This window comes from Endozoicomonas gorgoniicola (assembly GCF_025562715.2).
GTDB classification, from domain to species: domain Bacteria; phylum Pseudomonadota; class Gammaproteobacteria; order Pseudomonadales; family Endozoicomonadaceae; genus Endozoicomonas_A; species Endozoicomonas_A gorgoniicola.
The window spans coordinates 989,336-1,015,421 of the sequence record NZ_JAPFCC010000001.1 but is presented as its reverse complement, the minus strand read 5'-3'; the positions used below and the strand labels follow the sequence as shown (position 1 = coordinate 1,015,421).

The following is a 26,086-nucleotide window of genomic DNA, read 5'->3' as shown; positions in this document are numbered from 1 at the left end:
GAACATTACAGGATCTACGTCCAACAGGAGCGTTCATGGAATTTGTTGTAAAAAGCGGCGCAGTAGCCAAGCAGAAAACCGGGCTACTGGTCATTACGACCGATCAATCGGGTTTATCACCCTCTGCTTCAGCGATCGACGAGGTCAGTAACGGTTTGCTCTCCTCTGTGTTGAAACGAGGAGACCTGACGTATAAAACCGGTAAAGCCCTTCTGCTGCCCGTCGTTCCCGAGGCAGCCTGTGAACAATTGTTACTGGTTGCCACGGGCGATGGCAAGTCTGCCGTCAAGGAAAAAGACTTTCTGAAAGTGGCCAAAGCCATCACTGCACAGCTGAAATCCGGCACCATTAAAGACGCAATGATCTGTGTAGACGATATCGAGGTGGCTGACCGGGATCACTTCTGGAAAGTCCGTCAGCTGGTTGAAGCCATTGAATACGGATTTTACCGTTTCGATGAGTTCAAGAGTAAGCCTGCCCCGGCTGCCGTACTGAAAAAAGTCACGATCATCACTGACCGCAAAGGCAGCAAGCCCGCCAAAGACGCGGTTGAACAGGGCAAAGCCATCGCCTTAGGTCGCAATGTTGCCCGCACCCTGGGCAACCTGCCCGGCAACGTTTGCCACCCAACGTTTCTGGCGGATCAAGCCAAAGAGCTGGCAAAAGGTAATACCCGGTTGACGACCAAAGTTCTGGGTGAAACCGAAATGAAAAAGCTCGGCATGAACTCCCTGCTGTCGGTCGGTAACGGTTCTGCCCAGGAATCCAAACTGATTCTGATGGATTACAAAGGCGGCAAAAAAGGCGACAAACCCATTGTACTGCTGGGCAAAGGCATCACATTTGACACCGGAGGCATCTCCCTGAAACCCGGCGCCGCCATGGACGAAATGAAGTTCGATATGTGCGGTGCCGCCAGCATACTGGGTGTGATGAACACCATTGTGCAATTAGAGCTACCCCTGAACATTGTCGGCATGATTGCCGCTGCTGAAAATATGCCCAGCAGTACTGCGTCCCGTCCTGGTGATATTGTTACCTCCATGTCCGGCAAAACCATCGAGATTCTTAATACCGATGCAGAAGGCCGTCTGGTGCTGTGCGATGCCCTCACCTACGCAGAGCGATACAAGCCCAGAGCTGTTGTTGATGTTGCCACTCTGACCGGCGCCTGCGTGATCGCCCTGGGACATCACACCACGGGCCTGCTCAGTAACAACGATGAACTGGCCGGGCAACTGTTGACCGCCTCAAACGACGCTGCTGATAAAGCCTGGCAGCTGCCAATGGGTGAAGAGTACGACGCCCAGCTGGACAGCAATTTTGCCGATATGGCAAACATTGGTGGTCGACCTGGCGGTACCATCACCGCTGCCTGCTTCCTGGCCCGCTTCACAGAAGCTTATCCCTGGGCGCATCTGGATATTGCCGGTACCGCCTGGTCTTCCGGCAAGGACAAAGGTGCCAGTGGCCGACCAGTGCCGATGCTGGCTCAGTATCTGCTGAATCAGCTCTAAAACATACCCTGCTTCGTTCACCCATGCCCGTTAAATAACAACGGGGATGGGTGGCATCGGCATCTGACCCTGCAAAACTATTGCGCAGGTACCAGAACCTCAAAGTCCGTCGATTTATTGATAGCGTACAAGTTGCCATTGGCAGTGGCTAACGATACGTTACAGGTGTTAGTACCTTTTACGTGCTGACCATAGTGAAAAGTATTTTGCTCACCGTATCGACAGAAATAGACAGGTGCTGTTGTACCCACGATATTGGACTTGATGTAACTGAAACCCGCGATGATGGCATTGAAAGGTGTAGCGTCTTCAAACGTCTGCCATTCAACTTTTTCAGAAATATGAGGTTTCATAAAATCAGACTGAGCACTGCCATCGGGATTTTTTGCAACATAGCCAGCATTGCCTTTTGCATTGATATACCGGCAGAAACTATCTGCTCCTGTCCCCTCCACTGAACCGAGGATAAATTCCTTGAAGTCTTTTTTGGGAGCGCAGAATTTATTCCGAACTTCAAGGTTGATCTCAGAATCAACATCAGAAGCAAACTCGAGCCAGGCTAACGAATCAGATTGCTTAACCCGCTCTTCGTCATTATTGCTATAGGGTACATAGTAAGAGACTGATCCCATATTCGGGGGAACATCAAACAGCCCCTTGCACCCATCGCCTTTGGTTTCTCTCTTGCTGATATAAAGTTCGGTTGCCGGGCCACCTACATCACGGCAGAGAGTTTCATGATAAAATTTTCCATTAACAAACAGGTCTGATGCAAACTGCATATTGTGTCGGGGGTGTTTCTGAAACTTATATGACTGAATGTTGTTCGTTACACTGATCTGGTAATATCGCCTGTCGGTAACCAGTATGTTGTCAGGAATTTTGCTTCCGTAAGCAATGGTATCTCTCCATTGAAACAGGCAGCCAGATATATTGTCAGACGTATTGGCCAACATACCTACCAGAGTATTTTCTTTTCCATCCTGACTGTATTTAATACGACAATAGCCAGTTAAATGCCCATCATTGCAGCGCAGGTCTTTTGTAAAGGGATCAGGAAGAGGAGACAAACAGCCATTGACAGTTGGATCAAAATCATTATCAAACACAAATAAGGCAGGTTTTATGTGCTGCCTGAATAATTCAAAGTTATTCAGGAAGGTTGCCCTGGCCCATAAATATCGGTGTTTTTTTGACGAGAGAGAGTAATCATCTTCATTCCTTTTAAAAGAAAGCAGGTTGTACTGGTTAATAATTTTCCGCTGGTAATTGTTAAGTGAAACCAGACTGGTTTGTGTAGGAAAATCTGAATTATCCGGGTCGGTTTGTTCGCTATCTTTTGAGAGAGAAGAGCTATAGTCTGTCTGGTAAATACTCTTTGCCACATCAAATCCTACACCAAACGAAATACCAGCTATAGAAACTACCACGGCGGATGCAATCAGACCATTTATGGCATTTATTTGAAAGTGTCCGCTTTTTGAATGGGCAAAGCCTGAATGCAGAATTACAATAGAAAGGCCCACAGCAGATACTGATTTTAACAGAGGTATCATATACGACTCCTGGATACTAACTTAAGATTTTTTAAATAAGGACAGTTCAGGTCACACAAAAAACTTCATCTATCAATGTCTATCAATGCTATAGATAGAAATATAAATGTACTTCTTAAAAACAAAACACCTCGAGTGTAATAAAGATGAATTATTCAAAAGAGTAGAAATCAGACTGAGGGAAGAGTCTAGTACAGCGTAACCATATCAACCATTAAATTTGATCAGAGAGAATCTATACGACAGCCTGTCTCCGAAAAGTCAGGCTACACGAAAATTATCAGACCAACCAAGCTATCAGACACATAGTATTTAATCACATACTTTTTTCTGTCCGAAGAAATGGCAAAAGAACAACCAGCATCAGCAATGCACAGGTACTTAAGGTAATAAAGAAGCCATCCCAGCCAAAGGATTTTGTAACCTGAGCCAGCGGCAAACCAGCCAGCGCCGCCCCAAAATAAGCAAACAGACTGACAAAACCACTGGCAGCACCAGCCGCTTTTTTATGAGAGTACTCAACGGCCGCCATACCAATCAGCATCTGAGGGCCATAAACAAAGAAACCAATAAGAAAGAACAAAAGAGCCTGGGTAAAATAACCACTAACCGGGATAAGCCATAACCCCAACACTCCCAGCAAAACGCCTATTGAAAAAATCGTATTCATAGGCGTTCGATTACCACCAAACCACCAGTCTGAACCCCACCCTGCCACCAGGCAGCCAACAAAACCACCTATTTCAAGCACTGATAGAGCCGAGTTCGCCATGGTCAGGGAATAACCATAAACTTCGGTAAGATAGAGGTTCCCCCAGTCGCTGATGGCAATTCGTACGATGTAAACCAGTATGTAACAGAAAGCCAGTAACCAGAGATAGCGATTGCTGACCACGTATCTGAAAAAAATATCCCGCCGTGCCAGCCCCTGCCCTTCCTGCTCATGAGCCATTTCCCTTTTGTCGTTTCGCCATCGCCCAACCGATGGTAAACCCATTCTTGCAGGGATATCCCTGATTTCAATCAGCAGAAAGAACGCCACAACAAGAGCAAAACAACCCGCAGCATACATGCCAGAGTGCCACCCAAAACTGACCACAAAAAAACTCAGCGCAACCGGAGCGATAGCGCCTCCCACGTTGTGCGCTGTATTCCACAGCCCCCACCAGAATCCTCTTTCAGTTCGGGAAAACCAGTTAGCAAGAATCTTGGAACAGGGCGGCCAGCCCCAACCCTGAAAGAAGGCATTTACAGTCCAGAGGCAGACAAAAGCCCAGAAAGAAGTGCTCAATCCAAACAGAATATTCATAATGCCTGTGAGAAACAGGCCGGTCGCCATAAAATAACGGGGGTTAGAGTGGTCACTGATAATACCGCTGACAAATTTACTGGCACCATAGGTAAAATAAAACAGGGTTCCAATCAGCCCAATATCCGTTTTATCCAGCCCCAGGTCCTGAATCAGAACCGGCGTTATGTAGGTAAATGACTTTCTGGTGATATAAAAAGCGACATAACCTACATAGATACCTATAAACACATGCAACCGCCAATAACGGTACGTCTGGTTTATTTCATCAGTATGGGAAAGCAGCACCTGCCCGGTTTTACATGTATCGTTACTCATAAGACTATGAATAACCTGTTAATTTTATGATCACTGATTAAAAAAAGATAAATACTCGATAAAAAAGCCATGTACTTATTAAATCTCTGATACTTGAGGCTTATAGGATATATCTGATTACCTATAAGCTTGGGTGATTAAAAATATAAGAAGATCATTAGTTATAGTGGGTAATAGGGTAAATTGACAAATACAGCCTTTATCTATTAACAATTCTTCACAATCTTTCAACATCGCTCTTATAGGAACTAAAGACACCGCGCCCTGCCTGATTTCAGAAATATTATTTATCAGATAAAATAACCCGGCTGTTTCAGTACGTTCAGAGATTCTGACATATCAAGCTCTGTTGACGTTTCAGCGTTGATATTCTTAACTTCCGAAGCAGGTTAACTTGTGCGGGAAACGATCAGAAAGCTATAGACTATTCTTGGTGAATTGTTCACACCTTCCTTAGCTTACTCTGTAAAGTTTATGGTCTCTGCTTATGCAAAAGATGCAGTTCGTGGATCCTCTCGTGACACCCTTTGGCGGCTACGGAGTTCAAACCTTCCAGCCTGGTGATTTCGAGGCCGAGCGTCACTACTATCCCCGGGTGCTGAACGCCAGCATACACCCACTGGTGCGCTATTTCCTATCCCTGAGTAATGAACGGATCATCGCTCGATATTGCCACCTGCATCCAGAGGTCAATCCTCTGGCTGTGACTCATTTGTTGAATACAGTGCCTCGTCATTTTCGCTGGGGTGGAACGGATCTTTTTCAGGTAGAGACAGATGCAGGCACCAGACGAACCGTTGTTATAGAGACAAATTCATCCCCCAGCGGTCAAAAGTCGATGCCGTTGTATCACGAGGCGGAAGAGTTTGGTGGTTTTGGTCGCCTGATCATGCGCACCTTCTTGCCTTCATTGCGCCGACACTCTTTGCCCCCCGGAGGTTTGGCCGTACTTTACGACAAGAATTATATGGAGGCGAGTGGTTATGCCGCCGTGATGGCGGAGCTCACTGGCGAGCCTGTTCATCTCGTTCCCTTTTTCGAAGGCGATACGAACCTGTGCGTGGGTTTCACAGGCGATGGAGTGTTGCAAATCCGCAAGCAAGATGCCTGGCTGCCAATACGTGCCGCATTGCGGTACGTGACCCAAAAGCCGTGGACTCGCATCCCTCCGGTTACGCGCACGCTGATGCTCAACCCAGTCCTGGTGTGTCTGGCAGGGGGGCGCAACAAAATGTTGGCAGCGAAAGCCTATGAGCTTTTCAACAGAGAACACCGGAACAGTGGGTTGCAGCTGCACACGCCTGATACGATTAGTGATCTTTCAAAGGAAGATGTTCCTATGTGGGTCGAGAGGCTTGGTGGATTCGGAGTGGTAAAAGTTCCCTACGCCAATGCGGGGCAAGGTGTATACACAATCACGTCTTCGACCGAACTCAAGGAGTTCATGACACTCGACTTCCCCTATGACCGTTTCATTGTTCAATCGCTGATCGGTAACTCCAACTGGTCGTCACATGGAGACTTCGAGCGTCTTTTCCATCTGGGAACGATTCCTGACAAGCACGGTCACATCTATGTAGCCGATCTGCGTTTTATGGTTGGCGTTTCGCCTGAGGGCTTTTATCCTCTCGCCATTTACGCACGCCGGGCTCGCTCGCCGCTGGTCGGTGAACTGGATCCGGCTATGAGTTCATGGGACATACTGGGTACCAATTTATCCATCCGCAACGAACACCAGGGTTGGATTAGCCAGTCTGAGCGCCTCATGCTGATGGATAATCGCGACTTCAACCGTCTGGGGGTTGCACTTGATGATCTCATCGAGGCTTACATACAAAGCGTGATGGCTATTACCGCCATTGATACGATGGCAGATTCGCTGTTGACCCAAAGAGGTAAGTTCAGGCGAAGCTTCTTCGGTATTGTTAACTCCGATACCGCTTTAAATGCTGAGCTGCGGTGATGGTGTGGGGAGCTACCTGTGATCGAAAGTCGCAATAGTGAGCATCAGATTAAAAAGTACACCGCCAAACAGAACCTCCTGTAGAAATACCTTCTGGAGAAATGCAGATCGTAGATAGGTAAAGTCATAGTGCCAGCAGTCACTGCCGGCCTCTAAACTGAACTTTTAAAAAACTAAAATACCTTACAGTAGTGGTGGTTTAAAAAATGAAAGATAGAATTTGTTGTTTGAAACACATTAAATTAGAAGTGAAATTTTTGCGCTTGCTCTTCGTGATGCTACTGAGCATTACTGCCGTTGATAAAAATGTCGTTAAGGCTTCAGAATATGCCCCTAACTCTAATCTTTTGGCACTTGTGGCAGGTGCTCTCTTTATCGGTTCTGAAAAAAAGTTTCTGCCGGAATTTTTTGAAGCAGCCAGCAACGATCAGCGTGTAAATGTCTATTACGGTTCTGACGTTTCTACGAATTTTCTGCCTCAGAGTTTATATGCTCCGGGAAAATTTTTAAAAGAACAAACAGCACAGAAACAAAAGATTGAAGATGATATTGCTCAACGTGAACAGATGATGAAAATAATAATAAACTGCGAAGAAGCTTCAGAAGATACTCATTATTTTTATCTTCAATCCCAGGATGGCATCACACCAGAGGAGCGTCGGGAAATAGAGTCCAGACTTGGGCTCGGTCAGGATGAGGATGAAAACTGCGACGACTCAAAGCTTGCACCGGCTTTTAGCCTGTTATCTGTTAATGGCAGTGATAGTTTTCCTTTAGATACCAGTTTGTATTCGGCAGAGACAGCAGCGGCGTGTCAGACGATCCAGTCCGGATTTATCTCTTGCATTTTGCCGGGTGCTACTGAAGGTGGAGGAGCTGCTACTGATCACAATACTGCAGATGGGGAGGCATCTGAACCAGGGAGTGAAGGTTTTTCCTGCCATGAGCTCACTTATACAAGGCAATCAGATGTGGTTGCACGGTCAGAAAATGATGAATGCCCTGTCTGCCTGGAACCTTATAAACCTGAGGGACATTCTGAAGTCTTATCCTTACTGAAATGTTGCCATGTAATTCATAAAAAATGCCTTGACGATATAGTAAATCAAGCCGGTGGCAACCCAAAATGCCCGTCATGCAGGGCTCCCTTCGCATCAACGGATGTCGGGGAGCATAGCGATTGGAAAAGTCTGGAGGGCTCTCTGCTGGTGCAGTGTAAGAGACCATCTTGCTTTGCGCATGGCAGTAGAGACACAGTAAATTCTCCATCAATGGCATGTCCTTACCCTATGAGCCAGCTCAATAAAGATCCTGAGGATTTTTTTCAGAAAAATGACTGCTTGCTGGCTATGTTTCTGAAACGATCATTTGAGCAGGTGGTTGGCATAAAGGTTGGAAATGCGAACATTGCGACAGATGTGGGGACGGAAGTGGGCGAGGGTGCGCATATTCAGTTTCGTATACTCTATCGATCCGGTTCTAAGAGGAAAGAGCAGTACCTTATATATTGTGCAGAAGACATTAATAAGAAAGAGGATGGGCAAGAGTGTTTTAACACCCTTGTGAAAGATCACTTTACAGATCTTATGGTTATTTACATGAAAATGCATTTTCCGGCAACCTGGAATGACATGACGGAGATTTATCTATCCGGCTGGAATGTCTATGAGGATTTTCTTAACGTGTCCATCCGAATGGACCAGTCGTATGATGAGATACAACTCAAGCTAAGTAATGTGTTCGACCTGAAAACCAGAACTCTCAAGTGGGACGGGCTTAGGAAGGAGCTGGAAGGTCACGGGTTGCCCTATGAAAAGCTGTTCAGCTCTGGTAGGGGTATTGAATATCGTTATAGAGGCGACTCCGCCTCTGAAGAACCAGCTGTAGAAATACCTTCCGGAGAAGTGCAGGTCGTAGAGTTGTAAAGTCATTGTACCATCAACCCCGGGCGACCTCATTTGGCACTAACTTTGAATGAAATACCGGGAACATCCTTAAGGATTTCAAAAGGAGCGAACTTCATACTTTTGCGGCCGTTCGGTAGCGCAGGGTTGTCGATCGCTCTCTATGTTCTTTGGCTTTTTTCAATCTTTGTTATTAAGAACAACACCCCGGCAGCACCAAAAAATGAAAGCTATCAACAAATAACCAATTCCAATGCTGAAGAATGTGGCTTGAAAGCCAAAGTAGCAATATAAAAAACCACCCAGAGCTATCCCAAAAACATTTCCTAATCTATTCATACTGCTTCCGACACTTAAGGCAAAACCTTTCATAGATGCCTTCTGGTGGTGAGTCAGTAGCGATAACGGCAGCGTATTGGTTACCCCAAGGGCACATCCCCACAAAACAGAGGCACATACCGCTGAAGCAAAATTCTGGGCGAACCCGTAAATAACTTGAGCAGCAGCCGCTGAAAACAGTGCAATGACAAGCCCGCATATAAGGTAACGGACGTTTTTATTGTGACGGTCTTCCACTTTGCCCCAGATAGGTGCCACCAAAAAAACCATTGCAGCCATAGCCGCATATAAAGTGCCCGTTTGTAAATTATTACCACTTAATTGATCAATAACATAAAGAGCAAAAAATGAGGCACTCATTCGACGGAGTATTTTAGTTGAGACAACCAAAAGATAACAATAAGAGTTAAATGGCGTTAATAATTTTAAAAAAACGCTAAATTTTAACTTAGCCTTATCCTTCCCTTTATTGATCAAGGGAGATTCTGAGAGAAAAAAAACACAAGCAACGGTTAACAGAAACAATGTAACTGAAGCAATAGTGAAAATGAGATAATAATTAAAATAGTGAGATATAAATCCACCAAAGACAGGCCCCAGTATCGTTCCGGTTGCCATCATAGACTGAACTTTTCCAATTAAAAAGCTATGCTCTCCGTCAGGTTTTTTACTGACCAAAAATGCCTGCGCTACGGCTGTATAGCCAGTAAATGCGCCCTGCACAAGGCGAAGAACAAAGATCTCGACAATGTGGTCGGTAAAAATCAGCAACGTCTGAACAATAGCAAGCGCTACTGTACAACGAATGATCATTTTTTTATAACCCAGAAAGCTCCCCATATAACCCCAAAACGGTATGGCCAGCACTGAGGCGACAAAAGGAGCCAGATAAATGACGGTGCTCCACAGAACCAGACTGGAATGACTGTGTTCGGGAAGATAGAGTTTCAGAATAAGGGGCCAATAAGGGTCGGTCATACTGATGCAGGTAATCACCAGGAATTCACCGAATAAAACCAGCCTTATCTGAGAATTGATTGATAGCTTGAATGTCATTTCGTATTGGCGATGACAGTGGGTCAAGTCCGGCGCCAAGCCTGCAAAAGACACGGTCAAAGATAGTTTACAGGTTCGTTCTACGCAAACCCGGCTCTTTAAGTGGACTGAGATAAGAAGAGAAGTGTTTCACGGGCTAAGTTATGGCCTGTCGGTTTTTCTATTCGATCAAATCGAGCCGCTAAGTTGACTTCACTGACTTCGTAACCCTCGTCACCGTAAAGCAAATCAACCCCTCCCAGGCTGAAGTCTAAAGCCTGACAAGTTTGCTCCACAATTTTCGACATCTGTGAGTCAATATCAATAGCCCGAACGGATGCTCCGAGAGAGATATTAGCCCTTCTTGATTTTCCACCCGCATCTCGCTCAACAGCAGTAAACGCCTTTCCCCCAAGGACAAATACACGAATATCCTTACCTAAACTTTTTGTACAGCAACGCTGCACAAGTGCACGAGCCCCCTCTCTGCTTACCGAGTTATAAAGACCAATGAGTTCATCCAGTTGATGTTGGTTATCAACAAAAACCACGGATTGACCGCGTGCAGATCTGGTTTCTTTAAAGACCAGAGGCCAGCCCAGTTCATCCGCGATTCGGGACGAGTCAACCTGTCCATTTAGCAGAACCGTTGCTGGTGTCGGGACACCATTTTTTTGTAAAAACAGATAAGTCGTAAACTTATCCATGGACTTTTCAAAACATCGGTACGAGTTAAGCACTCTGGTGTCGCTGAACAGTTCAAGAGCCTGCATGCAGCTCAGCGTATGAGAGGTCACCGTTGAGCTACCCGTTTTGCAATAAAACACATCAGGAAGATCTCGGGAAAGCTCATTGTTACCAAAATAAAGTGTTCCTTCTTTTACCTGAAACTGAAGATCCGATGGTTTAACAAAATCAACTTCGATACCTAAGTGCTTTGCTTCTTCCCTGATGCGCTGAATGGATTGAGCTGCAAAATCTAATTTGGTTGTAACCATACAGATCTTCATACTATCTCCATACTACCTACGAACCTTTTTGAGCGAACGGAAAAAGGGTAATCTGGTTGAGTGATATCTTATGAACCAACGTTAAGTAACTGCCGAAGGGCATCTACCCAGCCTGCCCATAATTACAGATACTGAAGCCTTTAACTTTGAGATGCTAGTTTGACATTACTTCCCCTCTGCCCGAGGGTAGGTCTACAACGAGACAGAAAGAAGATAGCACATATCAACCCTGACGGGCTGAAGAAATTCACCTCCCTGCTATTTCGCAGGGAGTCCTCTTTCAGTTTCAACCTTTCCTCCCTGCCCGTTTCCGATTACACTCTGACGATGCCTCGAGTTACCTTCTACCTGCTGCAACAACAGTCTACCAAGGCTGTACGAGACTTCGCCTGTCGCCTGACTGACAAGGCGTGGCGTTCCGGTATGCCTGTACACATTCATACAGACAATGCCATCCAGTGCGAAACCATGGATCGACTGTTATGGGAGTGGCGGGAAGATCGCTTTCTTCCCCATGAAATCAGAAGTGATGACAACAATGCCCCCATCACCCTGGGGCATACCGACCCCGGCAACATTAAGGGCGCTCTGCTGATCAACCTCGCGTCTGGTATTCCTGGTTTTTATAAAAATTTCCATCGTACCTGCGAAATTGTTGATAAGAGCCCCGGACCTGTAGAAGCCCTGAGGCAGAAATTTCGTGATTACAAAACCGACGGTATTAAACCTGAACTGCACGATATTTCTGCAGGAGGTCAGCATTGAATACTGAAAAAACCAGCGACCTGTTAAACGAACTGGAACGTCTCAAAGTTTTGCTGGATAAAAACAGCGCATTCGAAAAGACCAGCGAGAACATCCCTGTGCTGACCGATGTGATTGATGGACAAACACCAGCAGAATCAGGGCGACAAACCGTAGCCGTGATTAACCTGGGTGAACCCGGCAGCATTAACGATAACGATAACAATGACGACAGTACCACCGAGCTGCGCCATCAGCTCCGCACTGAAGGCCGTCGCATGATTCGCAATCTGATTGATGAAGAGCTGGTTCGTATTGAAAGCCGCCTGAGCAAAGAGCTGAACAGTCATCTTGAACAGCTGCTCGATGAAATCCAGCCGGTCTCTGAACCTCCCACTTCGCCGTGGGAACCATAGATTCATCGACATTAGTTTAAACTGGAAGCCTGCCCAACTCCGGGTCAGGCTTCGTCTCCAGCCACTAACTGTAAACACCTGTCGTTCATAGGTGTTAGAACTACAGTACATAGTAAAAATATAATAGTGAACTGTCGTGACTTTTGAGACAGGATCATACTGATTCTTTGAGGGTTAACTTTGGTTTTGTTTGTTGGTGGTACTTCAAACTTAAACCGCTTTCGTCGTAAGGGGCTGGAGTCGCAACACGCTGGCTGAAAGAGATTAGCAACCCGTATGAAAACGAACTGTAGAGAACCGCTCATTAGCGAATTGAACTATTGAGTATCGAGCAGTGATTGCGCATCATTAAGCAGATCACTGTCCTGCTTTCTGGCTACCATGCAAAAACAGATTATCCGTCGAGACGTCACTGAATTACTGTCTTCCTCTCTGCCTCCCCTGCTGGCGCGTATTTATGCCGCCCGGGGGATATCCAGTGAAGACGAAATAGCACGCCAGTTAAAAGGGCTGCACCATTACACCCATCTGAAAGATATTGATGTCGCAGCCCGCATTCTTGCCGATGCCATTGCTGAGCAGAAGAAGATTCTGATAGTTGGTGATTTTGACTGCGATGGAGCCACCAGCAGCGCCCTCGGTGTACTGGCTATTCGCGCCATGGGCGGACAGGTGGATTACCTGGTACCCAACCGTTTTGAATACGGCTATGGCTTAACCCCTGAAATTGTTACAGTCGCAGAATCCTTTCAGCCAAAGGTTCTGGTAACGGTCGATAACGGCATCTCCAGCCTTTCAGGTGTTACCGCTGCCAGGGAAAGAGGCTGGCAGGTTGTAGTCACCGATCACCACCTTGCCGGGCGAGAGCTGCCTGACGCAGATGCTATTGTGAACCCAAACCAGCCCGACTGCCCGTTCCCGGGCAAAAACACAGCAGGTGTCGGCATAATTTTTTATGTTATGTGCGCCCTGCGTACAACGCTGAACCAGCGCGGCTGGTTTGATCATCGCCCTGCCTTCAACCCTTTCGACCTGCTGGACCTGGTGGCGCTCGGCACCGTTGCCGATGTTGTCAGTCTGGACAAAAACAACCGAATTCTTGCCCACCAGGGGCTGGCAAGAATTCGTGCCGGCCATTGTCGCCCCGGTATCAAAGCGTTGATCGACGTATCCGGTCGCAGCCAGTCCAGACTGGTTGCCAGCGATCTTGGCTTTGCACTGGGACCAAGACTCAATGCAGCTGGTCGCCTGGACGATATGTCCACCGGCATCGAACTGCTGCTCACTCCACATATAGAACAAGCCAGAGAGATTGCCTCTGAGCTGGACAGCCTGAACCGGGACAGAAAGGATATTGAGGCTGGAATGCAGCAAGAAGCAATGGCCGAACTCGCCAAACTCAACCTGGACAAGAGTACAGAACTGCCTTGGGGAGTCAGCCTGTATCAACAGGGCTGGCATCAGGGCGTTATCGGTATTCTGGCTTCGCGGATCAAAGATAAACTGCACCGTCCGGTGATTGCTTTTGCGGCTGCGGATAACGGTGAACTGAAAGGTTCGGCCCGCTCTGTCAAAGGCCTGCACATGCGTGACGCCCTTGATGCCATTGCCAGGGAGCATCCGGATCTGATCATAAAATTTGGCGGCCACGCCATGGCAGCAGGATTAAGCATTAAGCAGGATGGATTTACAGCGTTCTCAGACTGTTTTGACAAAATCGTTCGCAAACAGCTGGATGCCGATGATCTGGAGGCGGAAATTCACACCGACGGAACACTGGAAAGTCATGACTTCACCCTGCAGACCGCACAGATGCTGAGAGAGGCCGGCCCCTGGGGGCAAAGCTTTCCCGAACCGAGTTTTGATGGTCGTTTTCAACTGATACAACAGCGCTTAGTGGGACAGAAGCATCTGAAGATGGTCTTAAAAATTCCTGACAGCGAGTTCTATCTGGACGGTATCGCCTTCAATATCGATCCCCAGCTCTGGCCAGACCCTGCTGTCAACCGTATCCATGCCGTCTACAAACTGGATATCAACGAATTCCGCGGGCAGCAATCCCTGCAATTACTGGTTGATTATTTTGAGCCTTTAGCCTGAAAAAGCCTTTAGCCCAAAAAAGCTGTTAACCGGGCCAGCCAGCGTTTGCATAACCTGCTTTTTACTCTAATCTGGTGTGATCAGGACAAATGCTTACCGCTGGCTATAACAATGATGACAACAACCAACCGAATAAAAAAACTCGCACCACTGATTATTTTACTGCTCTCCCTTGCCCTGCTTATACCAGGCATTACTCAGCCATTAATCACCCTGCAGGCGTCACTCAGCCACCAGGCTCTGGTGGAAACAGGTAAAACCCTGGTTGAGCAGCAGGACATGCACCCAGCCATGAAATCCATGGCCAGACAGTTTCTGGGCAGCCTGAGAGTCAGCGGTGACAGCCTGGTTTACGACAAGACCCGCAGCATCCTGGGAACTGCTGAAGACCTCTGGCAATTTGGCTATCGCTTTGTTGCTGTTCTGATTCTGGTGTTCAGCGTCGTGATTCCAGCCATTAAGTCTGTTTTGTTGATGGCCGCCTGTCTTTCACAATCATCTGCCACCCTGCTCAAGGTCAACACCCTGCTAAGCAAATGGTCCATGTCGGATGTCTTTGCCATGGGGGTGATTATTGCCCTGCTGGCAGCCAATGCCGCCTCGTCGGAAAGTGCAGCAATTAACTTCAATGCACAGTTACACAACGGCTTCTACTGGTTTGTCGCCTACTGTCTTTTATCCAGTGCAGGCTCTCAGATTCTGGTCAGAAATTATTCTGAAATAAACTGACCATGGCTGTGCAAATTCAAATGTAACCGACTCTATGAACTAGACTTCTATCCGTGTCATCAAACGATGATATTTTACTTGTACAAAGTTCCGTTCAAGGGGTCCAGTTTATGCACACTCCTAAAGTGCTGCCTGTATTTGCAGCGTTTTTTGTTTTCATACTCAATGCTGCGTATGGAGGGGATTTGACAGGCAAAGTAGAAGACAAGGAAGTCGTTAGTTTAGTGCCCGGTGATTACGGCAGCATAAAAGTGTTATCCGTATACCATCCCCCAAGCAGTGAACCAACACCACCTGATACTCCATCAGGCACCTTCCCGGAACAAGAGCAAACAGTTGTAGAAAATGAGGAGAGCCTAGACGAGACAGATAAAAAGCCTTCAGAAGACTCTTCAGAAGATACTTCAGCTCAATCCGCTGCAGAGTCCCAGGAAAAAAAAGAACCAACAGAAGATCCTGAACCCCAGTCAAGCACAACCACTCCGGAGACTCCCGAAGCTGTCAGCAGCAACGCTCAGCCTTTATTAGACTTTTACGGTAATCTGGATCATTTGAGTATCAGATCGGTACCGGGCTCTCCACATCTGATGTCTATCCATAATGACCAAAATACATCAAGTAATACTGTGTATTTAAGCGTTGATGATTCTCGGGAAGACCAGTCTGGCCCAGGCAATGAGAATTCAGCAGAGCCATTTTTCAACCGTGTAGAAAATTATGTAAGTGGAAGCGATCAATCTGATAAAAACAAAGAAGCAGCGCGAACACTTATAACCGCATTAACTACTCCAGCATTCATTCTACCACTTCAAGAAATGGCACAGCTGGGAACCGTTCAATGGTATAACCTTTGCACAAACAGAGTCGGCACAGCCATTCGGCGGGTTTTAGGACAATATATTAATCGTTTTTCCGGCTACACGGTCATCACAACAGAGATAAGGGTACCAACACCAAATCAAGGATATACGTATGACCGTGGATCAGACTCACATACTGCCTCTGAGTCTGGCGATGGCATTGAAGTCAGCTACAGTTCCAGCCAGCCAAAAGAAAATTATCACAAAGTTAAGTTCACACTCGCTCTTCCAGGCTCTTACGACGCGCATACCCTTGGTGCTGTAACACCCACCTGTAGCGATGGTAAGAAAGATATAACCAAAAAAGAGGATGACGATGATAACACTGATGAGAGCAAGTCCAGATGGCGTATATTCTATTATCCCATGAAGTTCTTAAGTCTATTCACAGGTACCGCAAAGAAACAAAGTGATCAACAATCTCCAAAAACTACAGGAAATGGGAAACAAGGCTCAATGCTTGCTGAAAACTCAATCCCGTTACTACTTAAGCAGCTTTTAAACAACCGATATGATACCAGTTATCCGCATGAGGAAGACTCGTCATTACTAACGTTAAAGCACAACGTTGAAACTACCAAATGGATTAACCAGGGTCTGAAGATCCAATCTGCTAACGGTTTAAAGTCAGGTTTAAATCCTGCCAATCAGGCGAACCAGGGAATTATGGGCTACTAATTATGGGCTGCTAAGAGAAGCGTCGCCCAATTAACTACAACACCTGATCACGAAGCCCTGGTTGATCAGGTGTTGTGCAAATCATTTAATGGTCCATCTGCTGAACCTGCAGCTCCAGTGCATCAATCGATATTTTGATTTCCATCAGGCAGATCACCAAAGAAACCAACAAAAAAAGCAGGCTCAGGCCGAAAATAATGAACCCCCACTGAAACAGGTTTAAGTGCAGCAAAAACATCACCAGCACACAACTGATAAAACTCATGATTCCAGTCCCCTGCATGTGTTTAATCAGCTTCATTCGCCGCCGCAGGTTTTCCAGCTGCCCCCTGATAACGGGACTGTTTGGATTATTCTGGTCTTCTTCGTGCAAAGTTCGGATCAGAGAGGCAAGCGCCAGAAATTTGTTGGTGTAAGAGAGAAATAGCAGGGAAATTGCCGGAAACAACAAAGCTGGCGTGGTAAGGGTCAACTGCATAAAACAACCAGTAAGGACAAATAAAAAAAACCATTATTTCGATATATACCTGGCTGTCAAATCATTTCAAACAGCTTCTCATACCAGTCAAAGCCCGGGTCGTTTCCGCTCAAACAGTTCCAGTTGCAAAAATCGTTCTGGCGCACGCAGGTCAATCAGCCGCACCCCCAGCCCCAGCAACCGAACCGGCTTATTACCCCGCTCCCATGCCCTGACCATCAGGGTTTTGAAATGTTCTTCAGCATCCAGGTCATCCCGATCAGGAATCTCTTCCAGCGTCGTCTGGTTGAAGTCTGAAAATTTAACTTTTACAAAGCGTTTCTGCACAGCGTATTCAGAATTGATCCCGGAAAATCGCTGCGCCAGATCATCCAGCAGAGGCTTTACCTTAGCGACAATATCAGCCTCATCCAGAAGATCAGTGTCGTAGGTATGTTCAACCGAAAGGGATTTACGCCGCCGCCCGGTTTCCACCGGACGCTCATCCACTCCACGAGCCATCTCCCAGAGGCGCTCGCCAAAAGTGCCGAACCAGCGACATAGCTCCAGGGGAGAATACTGTCGTAGCTGACCACAGGTAAAAATACCTTTATTGTTCATTTTTTCAGTGGTTACTTTACCAACGCCGTGTATCCGCTCAACCGGAAGTTCAAAGACAAAGTCCTCAACATCTGTGGGCGGGATTACAAATAAACCATTTGGTTTATTCCAGTCGCTGGCTATTTTGGCAAGAAATTTATTGGGTGCAGCGCCTACAGAAACCGTTATACCCACCTCCTCCCTGACCGCCCGCATAATGTCCTGTGCCATGAGTGTGGCACTGCCTTTGCACAACTGAACACCGGTGACATCCAGATAGGCTTCATCAAGCGACAGAGGTTCGATAAGTGAGGTATAGCGCTGAAAGATGTCGTGCATCTTCTTCGAAGCTTCTTTATAGAGTTCAAATCGTGGAGGAATAATTTTTAGCTCTGGGCATAACCTGATGGCCTGAAATGACGCCATGGCAGAGCGAACTCCCGCCTCTCTGGCAGCGTAACTGCAGGTGGCGATTACTCCACGTCGCTCTGGCCTGCCACCAACGGCAAAAGCCTTTCCTTTTAACGAACTATCTTCACGCTCTTCTACCGAGCAGTAAAATGCATCTGCATCTACGTGCAGAATTTTACGATTTTCTCCAGGTATTGAAGTAGAAAGCTGATCAGACATAACAGGTCAGTTACACAACAGGTTCATTACATCTATGTTACTGATTCATTGGCTTAATACGCAAGAAAAACTGTTTTTTTATACAGTGTAAAATGCCTGCTCAGACAATCATGGAACAAAAGTATTTATTTTTGGCAATAGCCACTTCCCCGTATTCCCATGTTATCCAGAAAGGCGTTGAATGCGCTCCAATGACTTCATTGCCGGGTCAGAAGACCATCATTTATCCAAAGCCCGATGGTGACTCAGGCAGGTTCCTTTACCGAGCCATTCCTCATAAGTGTGCTGAGTCAGTGTACTTATGAGGAATGCCTCATAACCCTTGTTGTTTAAACAACATTGCTATTTTCCAACGAGAGAATCACGGCACTGCAAATGCGCTTTACGATTTTCAATACACCGGTTATTCACCCGTTATGTGTCCTGATTGCCAGACTGGGACTGTTTTTGTCCGGCTGGAAAGTGGAAGGTAAAAAGCCCAAGGCACCAAGGTTTATCCTTATCGCTGCACCACACACCAGCAACTGGGACTTTTTCTATGGTATTGCCATTGGCCTGTGTACCGGCGTCCACTGCTACTGGACGGGCAAATCCAGCCTGTTCTGGGGGCCTTTTGGACCCATCATGCGCTGGCTGGGTGGCATTGCCGTCGACCGAACAAAGCCGAAAAGCATGGTAGAGCAGACGGTTTGTGCCTTCAAAGGCAACAAACAGCTGCGTCTGGTCATCTGCCCGGAAGGCACTCGTGCCAAAGGGGATCGCTGGCGCACCGGTTTTTATCATGTGGCTAAAAACGCCAATATCCCCATTATCCTGGGGTATCTGGATTTCAAACGCAAAGCAGGCGGCTTTGGTCCAATAGTGAAACCGACCGACAACATGGAAAAAGACCTGTGTGAAATTCAGGCGTTCTATGAGGGGATTACTGGCAAGTTCCCGGAACGCTTTAGTCCGGTACAATCCAAAAGCTGCTGCACCCAATACTCTGACACGCCAGCAAAAGTTTTGATCGCAAAGTAATTCTATTGCCGTTTTCGTAACCGCAAATTATGAAAACGGCATTTTCATAGCAAACTAGCGCTTTACACTCCTCTGACAAGATGGCAATCTCAATGGTATGGAACACACCATAATAATTGCTGACGATCACCCCCTGTTCCGGGCTGCAATGCAGGCTGCGTTACGACAAGGGCTGGTAAATCCTGAGATACACGAGGCAGGCTCGATAGCGGCGCTACAGTCGGTGCTGGGACAGGTTCCAAGCCCTGATCTTATCCTGCTTGATCTGCACATGCCCGGCGCTCATGGCTTATCTGGCCTTATCTTTCTTCGGGGACACTACCCCGAGGTGCCGGTTGCCATTGTTTCAGCCTCCGACGACCAGCAGGTCATCCGGCGCGCCATGCAACACGGTGCTAACGGTTTCATTCCAAAATCCGCACCACTGGATACCCTGAAAGAAGCAATCGCCAGAATACTGGATGGCGAAGTCTGGCTTCCCGACAATATGGCAAATATCGCCACACAGCAGGAAACGCCGGATATCGAACAAAAGCTCGCCTCCCTGACTCCGCAGCAGTTCCGGGTTCTGGGCATGATCAGTGAAGGCCTGCTGAACAAGCAGATCGCTTACGATCTGGAAGTGTCAGAAGCCACGATCAAGGCTCACGTTACCGCCATTTTCAAAAAACTGGGGGTTCGTAACCGCACCCAGGCGGTTATTGCCATGAAAGAGCTGGAAATTGATCAACCCGGTAGCGACTCACCCAACGACTCACCCAACGAGTCTCCTAACGAGTCGCCCAACGGGTCGAATAATAATCAGGCTTCTGATGTTTGAGCGACAGATGTCAGCAACGCCCTGAGAGCTGCCGGTTTAACCGGCTTACTGAGAAAACGGATTCCCAGCTCCAGACATTTTTCACGCAGGTTTTGACGGGTATTCGCCGTGATCAAAACCGCTGGAACATCATGTTCACTGAGTACCCGAAGCTTCTGAATCAATTCGATACCATTGCAACGCCCCTCCAGTTGATAATCCATCAGCAACACATCAGGAACCTGTCGTTCAATGAGTCGAACGGCCTGGTCATGCCCGCCAGCACATTCAACTGAACAACCCCATCGCTGCAACAGACTGGACATTCCCACAAGAATCTCTTCTTCATTGTCAACACAGAGAACCTTCAGGTGGCTCAGGGAGCTGGCTGGCACGATGATCCGGTGCTGTTGTACAATTCTGCGCTCGACCCTATCCAGGCAAACCGAGAAAACCGTTCCTTTCCCGGGTAAAGAGCGCAACCGCAGTTGATGCTCCAGTACATCGGCAATGCCTTTAGCAATGGAAAGCCCCAGCCCCAGCCCTTTGCCATCCTGACGCAGTCGCTCAAACTCACTGAAAATCAGCTCCTGCTTATCTTCCGGAATGCCCGGACCATTATCTCGAACCTCTATTCGCAACTGCTGACTGCTGGCTCGGCGTACAAGCAGCATGACCCTGCCAGTACTTCCGTAATAGCTACCATCAGAGCCGCTGTAACGAAATGCATTGGTAAGAAAATTCTGTAACAGCCTGCGCAAAAGATTTGGATCGCTGCGCACCCAGGCGGCCGTCGACACCAGCCTGAAGTCCAGCCCTTCCTGCTCAGCCAGTAAATCAAATTCAGACTTCAATGGCTCCAGAATCTCTGACAGACAAAACTCACGAATACTGGCCCGTAATTTCCCGGCCTCCAGCCTCGACATATCCAGAATATCTTTCAACAGCCGCTCGGCGGATTCCAGAGAACTGCTTAAATGAGTGGTCAGGGCATGGGCTTCATCCGGCAGCTGAGATGATTCCAGCGATGCCGCAAACAGGCGCGCCGCATTCATTGGCTGCATCAGGTCATGACTGACCGCCGCAAAAAAGCGCGACCGGGAACGGCTGGCTGCTTCGGCCTGAGCCCTCGCCAGTTCCAGCGCCCGGTTAAGCTCAGACAGCTCCAGCGTACGTTCCTGAACCCGCTGCTCAAGACTTTCATTCACGTCTTTAAGGGCTTGTTCAACCTGTCTGAATTCGGTGATATCGGTGAAACTCATAACAAAACCACCACCCGGCATCGGGTTGCCGCGAATCTCGATCACCTTGCCATTCGGGTGCCTGCGTTCGGACTTATGCGCACAACCTTCCTGCATAAAACCCACGCGTTTCTGCACATGTTCTTCTGCCGAACCGGGGCCACACAGCCCTCGCCGGGCATTATGGTAAATAATGTCCTCAACCGGACGACCCACCGTAATCAATGACTCCGGGTACTCAAACAGTTCAACGTAACGACGGTTCCATGCCACCAGTTGCAAATTTTTATCGACAACGCTGACCCCCTGTTCCAGATTTTCAATAGCACCCTGCAACAGCTCACGGTTAAACTGCAGCACTTCGGACGCTTCATCAACAATCGCCTCAACATCCTCAAGGCGCATCTGCCTGCCAGCCAGTGACGCTTTCATCACCACCTTGGCAGACGTTGCCCCCATCACACCGGCCAACAGACGCTCAGTGGCCAGCAGCGCCTCCCTGTCCACCAGAGCTGTTCCGGATACGCCGTTGAGCAGCCCTCCCATCAGCGCTTCAACCTTACCGGCATCCACGAAACGCACCAGCAGGTCCTTTAACGCCTCTTTGGTAACCCTGACATTTCGATAAGACTCCGTATCACCCTCTGACACATTCATAAACTGATGCGCCTGACGCAGCTCCACACCGGAAGGCCGGATACAGAAGCAACCGGCACAGTACAACAGGCTGTTAACAACAAAAGCGATCAGCGTTCCACTGAAAGGACGGGAAGTGGCTTCAAAACCAAACAGCGACTGAGGCTTTAACGCAGATAAACCGAACAGACCATCCTGCATGATTGAAGCAGGCAGCCAGCCACCCTGAACAAACAATGGCACGACCAGTGTAAAGAACCATACCGAAGCGCCTCCCAATAACCCCAGGTACACCGCCTTGTGGTTGCTGTCACGGATATACAACCCACCCAGGACAGCAGGCAACAACTGAATAACGGCTCCAAGTGACAGCTGCCCAAGTCCCGCCAGCCCCGGAATGCCAGTACTGACCTCCATAAGCCGGTAGAGCATGTACGTCAGCAGCAGCAGTGCAATAATCACCGTGCGACGAACATTCAGCAGCAAACCGCTGAAACGATAAAAGTTGCGCTCTCCATTGCGGGAGCTGCGCAAAATAACAGGCATTAATATTTCATTGGACACCATGGTGGACAATGAAAGGGTTGCGACAATCACCATGCTGATGGCTGCCGACACGCCTCCCATATACACCAGAACCGACATGGCTTCTGAACCGAGGGCCTGGGGCAGAAGAATCACGTAGCTGTCGGCCGGTACCGTGTTCCCAAGTACCTGTTTACCGGCATAAGTCAGCGGCAGTATCAGAACACTGGCCAACACCAGATACAGCGGGAACAACCAGCGGGAACGATGAAAGTCTTTAATATCCGAATTCTCTACAACAATCGTATGGAACTCTCTGGGCAGACAGATCATCGAGGCCATCATGACAAAGGTGGGAAAAATCAGGACATCAAACCAGTTGCCGGGCGGTTGCATCCAGTCACGAGTATCCGGCAGCGAAAATGACGTTCCTCCTGCACCAAACACCTTCCAGCAAACCCAGCCTCCCACCACCAGAAACGCCGTCAGTTTCAGAACAGACTCGAAAGCAATAGCCGTCATAACCCCCTGCTGGTGTTCGGTTGTATCTATCCGCCGGGTGCCAAAAATAATGACAAACACTGCCAGCATTACTGTCACCACCAATACCAGATCCTGAAAGTTGATACCGCCCTCTCCCCGTAAAGACAACAGGTCAAACCCCATGACAATGGCTTTCAGCTGCAGGGCAATATAAGGCAGAGACCCCAGCACCAGAATAAAGGTCACCAGTACAGCAAGACCCCGGGACTTACCGTGGCGGGAAGCAATGAAATCAGCAATGGAGGTAATATTGGCTTTTTTACTGACCAGAATAAGTTTGTTCAACACTTTCCAGAACAGTGTGAACATGAGCAGAGGCCCCAGAAACACTGGAGCAAACGACCATGGTTCAGTACTGGCCTGCCCCACTGTGCCAAAAAAAGACCAGGAAGAACAATAAACCGCGAGCGACAAGCCATAAATATAAGATCGCCATTGCGTTTTTTTCCTGAGGTCAATGCGATCTCCGTACCAGGCTACTCCAAATAAGCCTGCCACATACAACATAGCAATCAGCGCCAGTAACCAACCCGTCATAATCATTATCTTCCTGGTACTTCAGGCAGTCGCAACAGCTACTTCACAGCCTGCCCTTCAGCAAACACCCTGGGGAGGTATTTTTTCAGCTCATGTTTTTTGTAAGTAGTTATACACAGTTCTTCGACTAAAGTCTCATGGTGATATGACCTTTGACTGCTAGTTTTTTGTCTCGTAACCGGATTGTACAGTGTGAACACAGTTCACAAACTAACGCCCTGTGCAATTCTGGTTACTAGCAAGTAGGTGCTATTGGCGGCAGGTTTTACCCACCGCCTTTTTTACTCTTTGAGGGTAGTAGCAATCGGAAATATACAGGGCTTTTAGCTATTGGCTATTGGTTGTTCGTGCAGCTAACAGCTAACAGCTAACTCAAGCATTGAATAAGACAAAGGTCTAATTTCCCGGATCGCTGCTGTCCGTAAGATTAGTCGCAGACATCCCGAACACTATAAAAATAACAACATCAGGATACATTGTATGAGTACCGGCACGTCCCACGGCACTGTTTACCCTGTCTCTTCAGAACTCAAGGCTCGCTCACTGGTTGATAACGAGCGCTATCTGGCCATGTATCAGCAGTCGGTTATAAACCCTGAAGGCTTCTGGCGTGAACACGGCCAGCGGATCGACTGGTTTAACCCATTTACAAAAGTAAAAAAAGTTTCATTCGACGATCATTTTGTTGATATCAACTGGTTTTACGACGGCACCACCAATGCTTCCTACAACTGTCTGGATCGCCACCTGGAAACCAGAGGCGATCAGGTAGCCATTATCTGGGAGCCTGATGAAGAAGGCGAGGCACGCAAAGTTACCTACAAAGAACTGCATGAACAGGTCTGTCGCTTTGCGAACGCCCTGAAAAGCCAGGGCGTTCGCCAGGGCGATGTCGTCGCCATCTATATGCCAATGATTGTTGAAGCCATTGTTGCCATGCAGGCCTGTAGCCGCATAGGTGCTGTTCACTCTGTGGTATTTGGAGGTTTCTCACCGGAGGCTCTGGCTGGACGAATTATCGACTCCAGCGCCAAAGTAGTGATTACTGCCGATGAAGGCGTCCGTGGTGGTAAGAAAGTCCCACTCAAAGAAAACGTTGACGAAGCCCTGACCCACCCCGGTATCAAGTCCATCGAGAAAGTCATCGTCTATCGCCATACGCAAGCCGATATTGCCTGGCACGAACACCGGGATGTTTCCTGGACCGATATGACCGCCATCGCGTCTCCTTACTGTCAGCCCCGGGAAATGAATGCCGAAGACCCTCTGTTTATCCTTTATACCTCCGGCTCTACCGGCAAACCGAAAGGCGTTCTGCATACGACAGGCGGCTATCTCGTTTATGCTTCCATGACCCACGAATACGTCTTTGACTATAAACCGGGAGAAGTTTTCTGGTGCAACGCTGATATTGGCTGGGTAACGGGTCATTCCTACGTCACTTACGGCCCGCTGCTTAATGGAGCCACCCTCGTTATGCACGAAGGATTGCCCAACTATCCCGAAGTGAACCGGATCAGCAAAATCATCGATAAGCACAACGTTAATATCCTCTACATCGCCCCAACAGCCATCCGGGCATTGATGGCTGAAGGCGACAAGGCGGTAGAAGGTACAAGCCGCGAGAGCCTGAGACTGCTGGGTACCGTGGGAGAGCCCATTAACCCTGAAGCCTGGCACTGGTATTACAAGACAATGGGTGACGAGCGCTGCGCCATTGTTGACACCTGGTGGCAAACCGAAACCGGTGCAGCCATGCTGACCCCTCTGCCTGGCGCAACCGATCTGAAGCCCGGTTCTGCGACCCGTCCTTTCTTCGGCGTACAACCCGCTCTGGTAGACAACGCGGGTCTGTTAATTGAGGGAGAAGGAGAAGGCAATCTGGTTATCCTCGACAGCTGGCCCGGTCAGGCAAGAACAGTGTTCGGCGACCATGACCGTTTTATCCAGACCTATTTCACACACTTTAAAGGCATGTATACCACGGGGGATGGTGCGCGCAGAGACAAAGATGGCTATTACTGGATAACAGGACGAGTCGACGATGTACTGAACGTTTCAGGTCATCGCATGGGAACAGCAGAAATTGAATCCGCTATGGTTGCCCATAAGAGTGTTGCAGAAGCGGCGGTGGTTGGCTTCCCTCATAATATCAAGGGCGAAGGTATCTATGTCTATGTGACTTTGAATTCTGGTACCGAATATTCAGACGAACTGAAATCTAATTTACGACAGTGGGTTCGTAAAGAGATAGGCCCTATCGCCACACCCGATATAATCCAGTGGGCCCCAGGCCTGCCCAAAACCCGTTCAGGAAAAATCATGCGTCGGATTCTGCGCAAAATTGCCTCAGGCGATTACGACAACCTGGGGGACACATCTACCCTGTCTGACCCAACTGTAGTCGACCATCTGATCCGCGACCGGGCTCTGGCCAGCTAAACAGACACGGCAGCCGGTGGAGAATACCACCGGCTAACACCCCGGCCTGATTACTCACTCATCGCCGTATAATTCCATGCTTTAACGCCCTCCTCTGTAAACCTCTTAATTATCCAGTCACAATAAAAATCTTATATTTTTCAATAAAAAAGAAACTTATTATTGACTTTAAGAATGA

18 protein-coding genes are annotated in these 26,086 nt (G+C 48.0%); 11 read left to right on the top strand and 7 right to left on the bottom strand.

Features of this window, described 5'->3' with window-relative positions; all coding sequences use genetic code 11:
• Window positions 1–35 precede the first annotated feature (35 nt).
• Window positions 36–1,517 carry a leucyl aminopeptidase gene (locus NX722_RS04660; RefSeq protein WP_262566933.1) on the top strand — a complete coding sequence of 494 codons (1,482 nt, stop codon included), beginning with the start codon at window positions 36–38 and terminating at the stop codon, window positions 1,515–1,517.
• Window positions 1,518–1,594: 77 nt separating this feature from the next.
• On the opposite strand, the gene NX722_RS04655 is transcribed toward NX722_RS04660, so the two are convergent.
• On the bottom strand, window positions 1,595–3,073 hold the full coding sequence (locus tag NX722_RS04655; RefSeq protein ID WP_262566932.1) for a hypothetical protein: 1,479 nt from the start codon (window positions 3,071–3,073) through the stop codon (window positions 1,595–1,597).
• A 316-nt stretch (window positions 3,074–3,389) separates the two neighbouring features.
• Window positions 3,390–4,700 carry an MFS transporter family glucose-6-phosphate receptor UhpC gene (gene uhpC, locus NX722_RS04650; RefSeq protein ID WP_262566931.1) on the bottom strand — a complete coding sequence of 437 codons (1,311 nt, stop codon included), beginning with the start codon at window positions 4,698–4,700 and terminating at the stop codon, window positions 3,390–3,392.
• Window positions 4,701–5,187: 487 nt separating this feature from the next.
• Here uhpC and NX722_RS04645 point away from each other — a divergent pair, with 487 nt between their 5' ends.
• Together NX722_RS04645 and NX722_RS04640 are read left to right on the top strand one after the other, a co-directional pair.
• Window positions 5,188–6,663, top strand: coding sequence for a hypothetical protein (locus NX722_RS04645; protein ID WP_262566930.1), 1,476 nt, complete (start codon window positions 5,188–5,190; stop codon window positions 6,661–6,663).
• Between the two features lie 206 nt (window positions 6,664–6,869).
• Window positions 6,870–8,588 carry an RING finger protein gene (locus tag NX722_RS04640; RefSeq protein WP_262566929.1) on the top strand — a complete coding sequence of 573 codons (1,719 nt, stop codon included), beginning with the start codon at window positions 6,870–6,872 and terminating at the stop codon, window positions 8,586–8,588.
• A gap of 159 nt (window positions 8,589–8,747) precedes the next feature.
• Here the strand turns inward: NX722_RS04640 and NX722_RS04635 are convergent, their stop codons facing one another.
• Together NX722_RS04635 and NX722_RS04630 are read right to left on the bottom strand one after the other, a co-directional pair.
• Window positions 8,748–9,962, bottom strand: a complete 1,215-nt coding sequence (locus NX722_RS04635; protein ID WP_262568612.1) for an MFS transporter — start codon at window positions 9,960–9,962, stop codon at window positions 8,748–8,750.
• Window positions 9,963–10,060: 98 nt separating this feature from the next.
• Window positions 10,061–10,939, bottom strand: coding sequence for an ATP-grasp domain-containing protein (locus NX722_RS04630; RefSeq protein ID WP_262566928.1), 879 nt, complete (start codon window positions 10,937–10,939; stop codon window positions 10,061–10,063).
• Window positions 10,940–11,278: 339 nt separating this feature from the next.
• On the opposite strand from NX722_RS04630, the gene NX722_RS04625 reads away from it, so the two are divergent.
• From NX722_RS04625 to NX722_RS04605, 5 genes are all read left to right on the top strand, one after another.
• The gene (locus tag NX722_RS04625; protein WP_262566927.1) at window positions 11,279–11,716 is read left to right on the top strand and encodes a DNA polymerase III subunit chi; all 438 of its coding nucleotides are present in this window, start codon (window positions 11,279–11,281) and stop codon (window positions 11,714–11,716) included.
• The gene (locus NX722_RS04620; protein WP_262566926.1) at window positions 11,713–12,111 is read left to right on the top strand and encodes a hypothetical protein; all 399 of its coding nucleotides are present in this window, start codon (window positions 11,713–11,715) and stop codon (window positions 12,109–12,111) included. Before NX722_RS04625 ends, NX722_RS04620 begins: the two co-directional genes overlap by 4 nt.
• A gap of 381 nt (window positions 12,112–12,492) precedes the next feature.
• Window positions 12,493–14,211 carry a single-stranded-DNA-specific exonuclease RecJ gene (gene recJ / locus NX722_RS04615; protein WP_262566925.1) on the top strand — a complete coding sequence of 573 codons (1,719 nt, stop codon included), beginning with the start codon at window positions 12,493–12,495 and terminating at the stop codon, window positions 14,209–14,211.
• Window positions 14,212–14,322: 111 nt separating this feature from the next.
• Window positions 14,323–14,940, top strand: a complete 618-nt coding sequence (locus NX722_RS04610; protein ID WP_262566924.1) for a paraquat-inducible protein A — start codon at window positions 14,323–14,325, stop codon at window positions 14,938–14,940.
• Window positions 14,941–15,050: 110 nt separating this feature from the next.
• Window positions 15,051–16,478 (top strand): hypothetical protein, encoded by a 1,428-nt coding sequence (locus tag NX722_RS04605; protein ID WP_262566923.1) that lies wholly within the window; start codon window positions 15,051–15,053, stop codon window positions 16,476–16,478.
• An 85-nt stretch (window positions 16,479–16,563) separates the two neighbouring features.
• Here NX722_RS04605 and NX722_RS04600 read toward each other — a convergent pair whose 3' ends face one another.
• Together NX722_RS04600 and dinB are read right to left on the bottom strand one after the other, a co-directional pair.
• A complete protein-coding gene (locus NX722_RS04600; RefSeq protein WP_262566922.1) occupies window positions 16,564–16,956 on the bottom strand; it encodes a DUF2721 domain-containing protein in 393 nt (130 codons plus the stop codon).
• 87 nt (window positions 16,957–17,043) lie between these two features.
• Window positions 17,044–18,165 (bottom strand): DNA polymerase IV, encoded by a 1,122-nt coding sequence (gene dinB / locus NX722_RS04595; RefSeq protein WP_262566921.1) that lies wholly within the window; start codon window positions 18,163–18,165, stop codon window positions 17,044–17,046.
• Window positions 18,166–18,540: 375 nt separating this feature from the next.
• Between dinB and NX722_RS04590 the strand changes: the two genes are divergently transcribed.
• Both NX722_RS04590 and NX722_RS04585 read left to right on the top strand, forming a co-directional pair.
• Window positions 18,541–19,185, top strand: coding sequence for a lysophospholipid acyltransferase family protein (locus NX722_RS04590; protein ID WP_262566920.1), 645 nt, complete (start codon window positions 18,541–18,543; stop codon window positions 19,183–19,185).
• 97 nt (window positions 19,186–19,282) lie between these two features.
• Window positions 19,283–20,005: a response regulator transcription factor gene (locus NX722_RS04585; RefSeq protein WP_262566919.1), complete on the top strand. Its 723-nt coding sequence runs from the start codon at window positions 19,283–19,285 to the stop codon at window positions 20,003–20,005.
• Here NX722_RS04585 and NX722_RS04580 read toward each other — a convergent pair.
• Window positions 19,987–23,472 (bottom strand): PAS domain-containing hybrid sensor histidine kinase/response regulator, encoded by a 3,486-nt coding sequence (locus tag NX722_RS04580; protein WP_262566918.1) that lies wholly within the window; start codon window positions 23,470–23,472, stop codon window positions 19,987–19,989. The two genes, NX722_RS04585 and NX722_RS04580, sit on opposite strands and share 19 nt — an antisense overlap.
• Before the next feature lie 474 nt (window positions 23,473–23,946).
• On the opposite strand from NX722_RS04580, the gene acs reads away from it, so the two are divergent.
• Window positions 23,947–25,908, top strand: coding sequence for an acetate--CoA ligase (acs, locus tag NX722_RS04575; protein ID WP_262566917.1), 1,962 nt, complete (start codon window positions 23,947–23,949; stop codon window positions 25,906–25,908).
• Window positions 25,909–26,086: the final 178 nt, after the last annotated feature.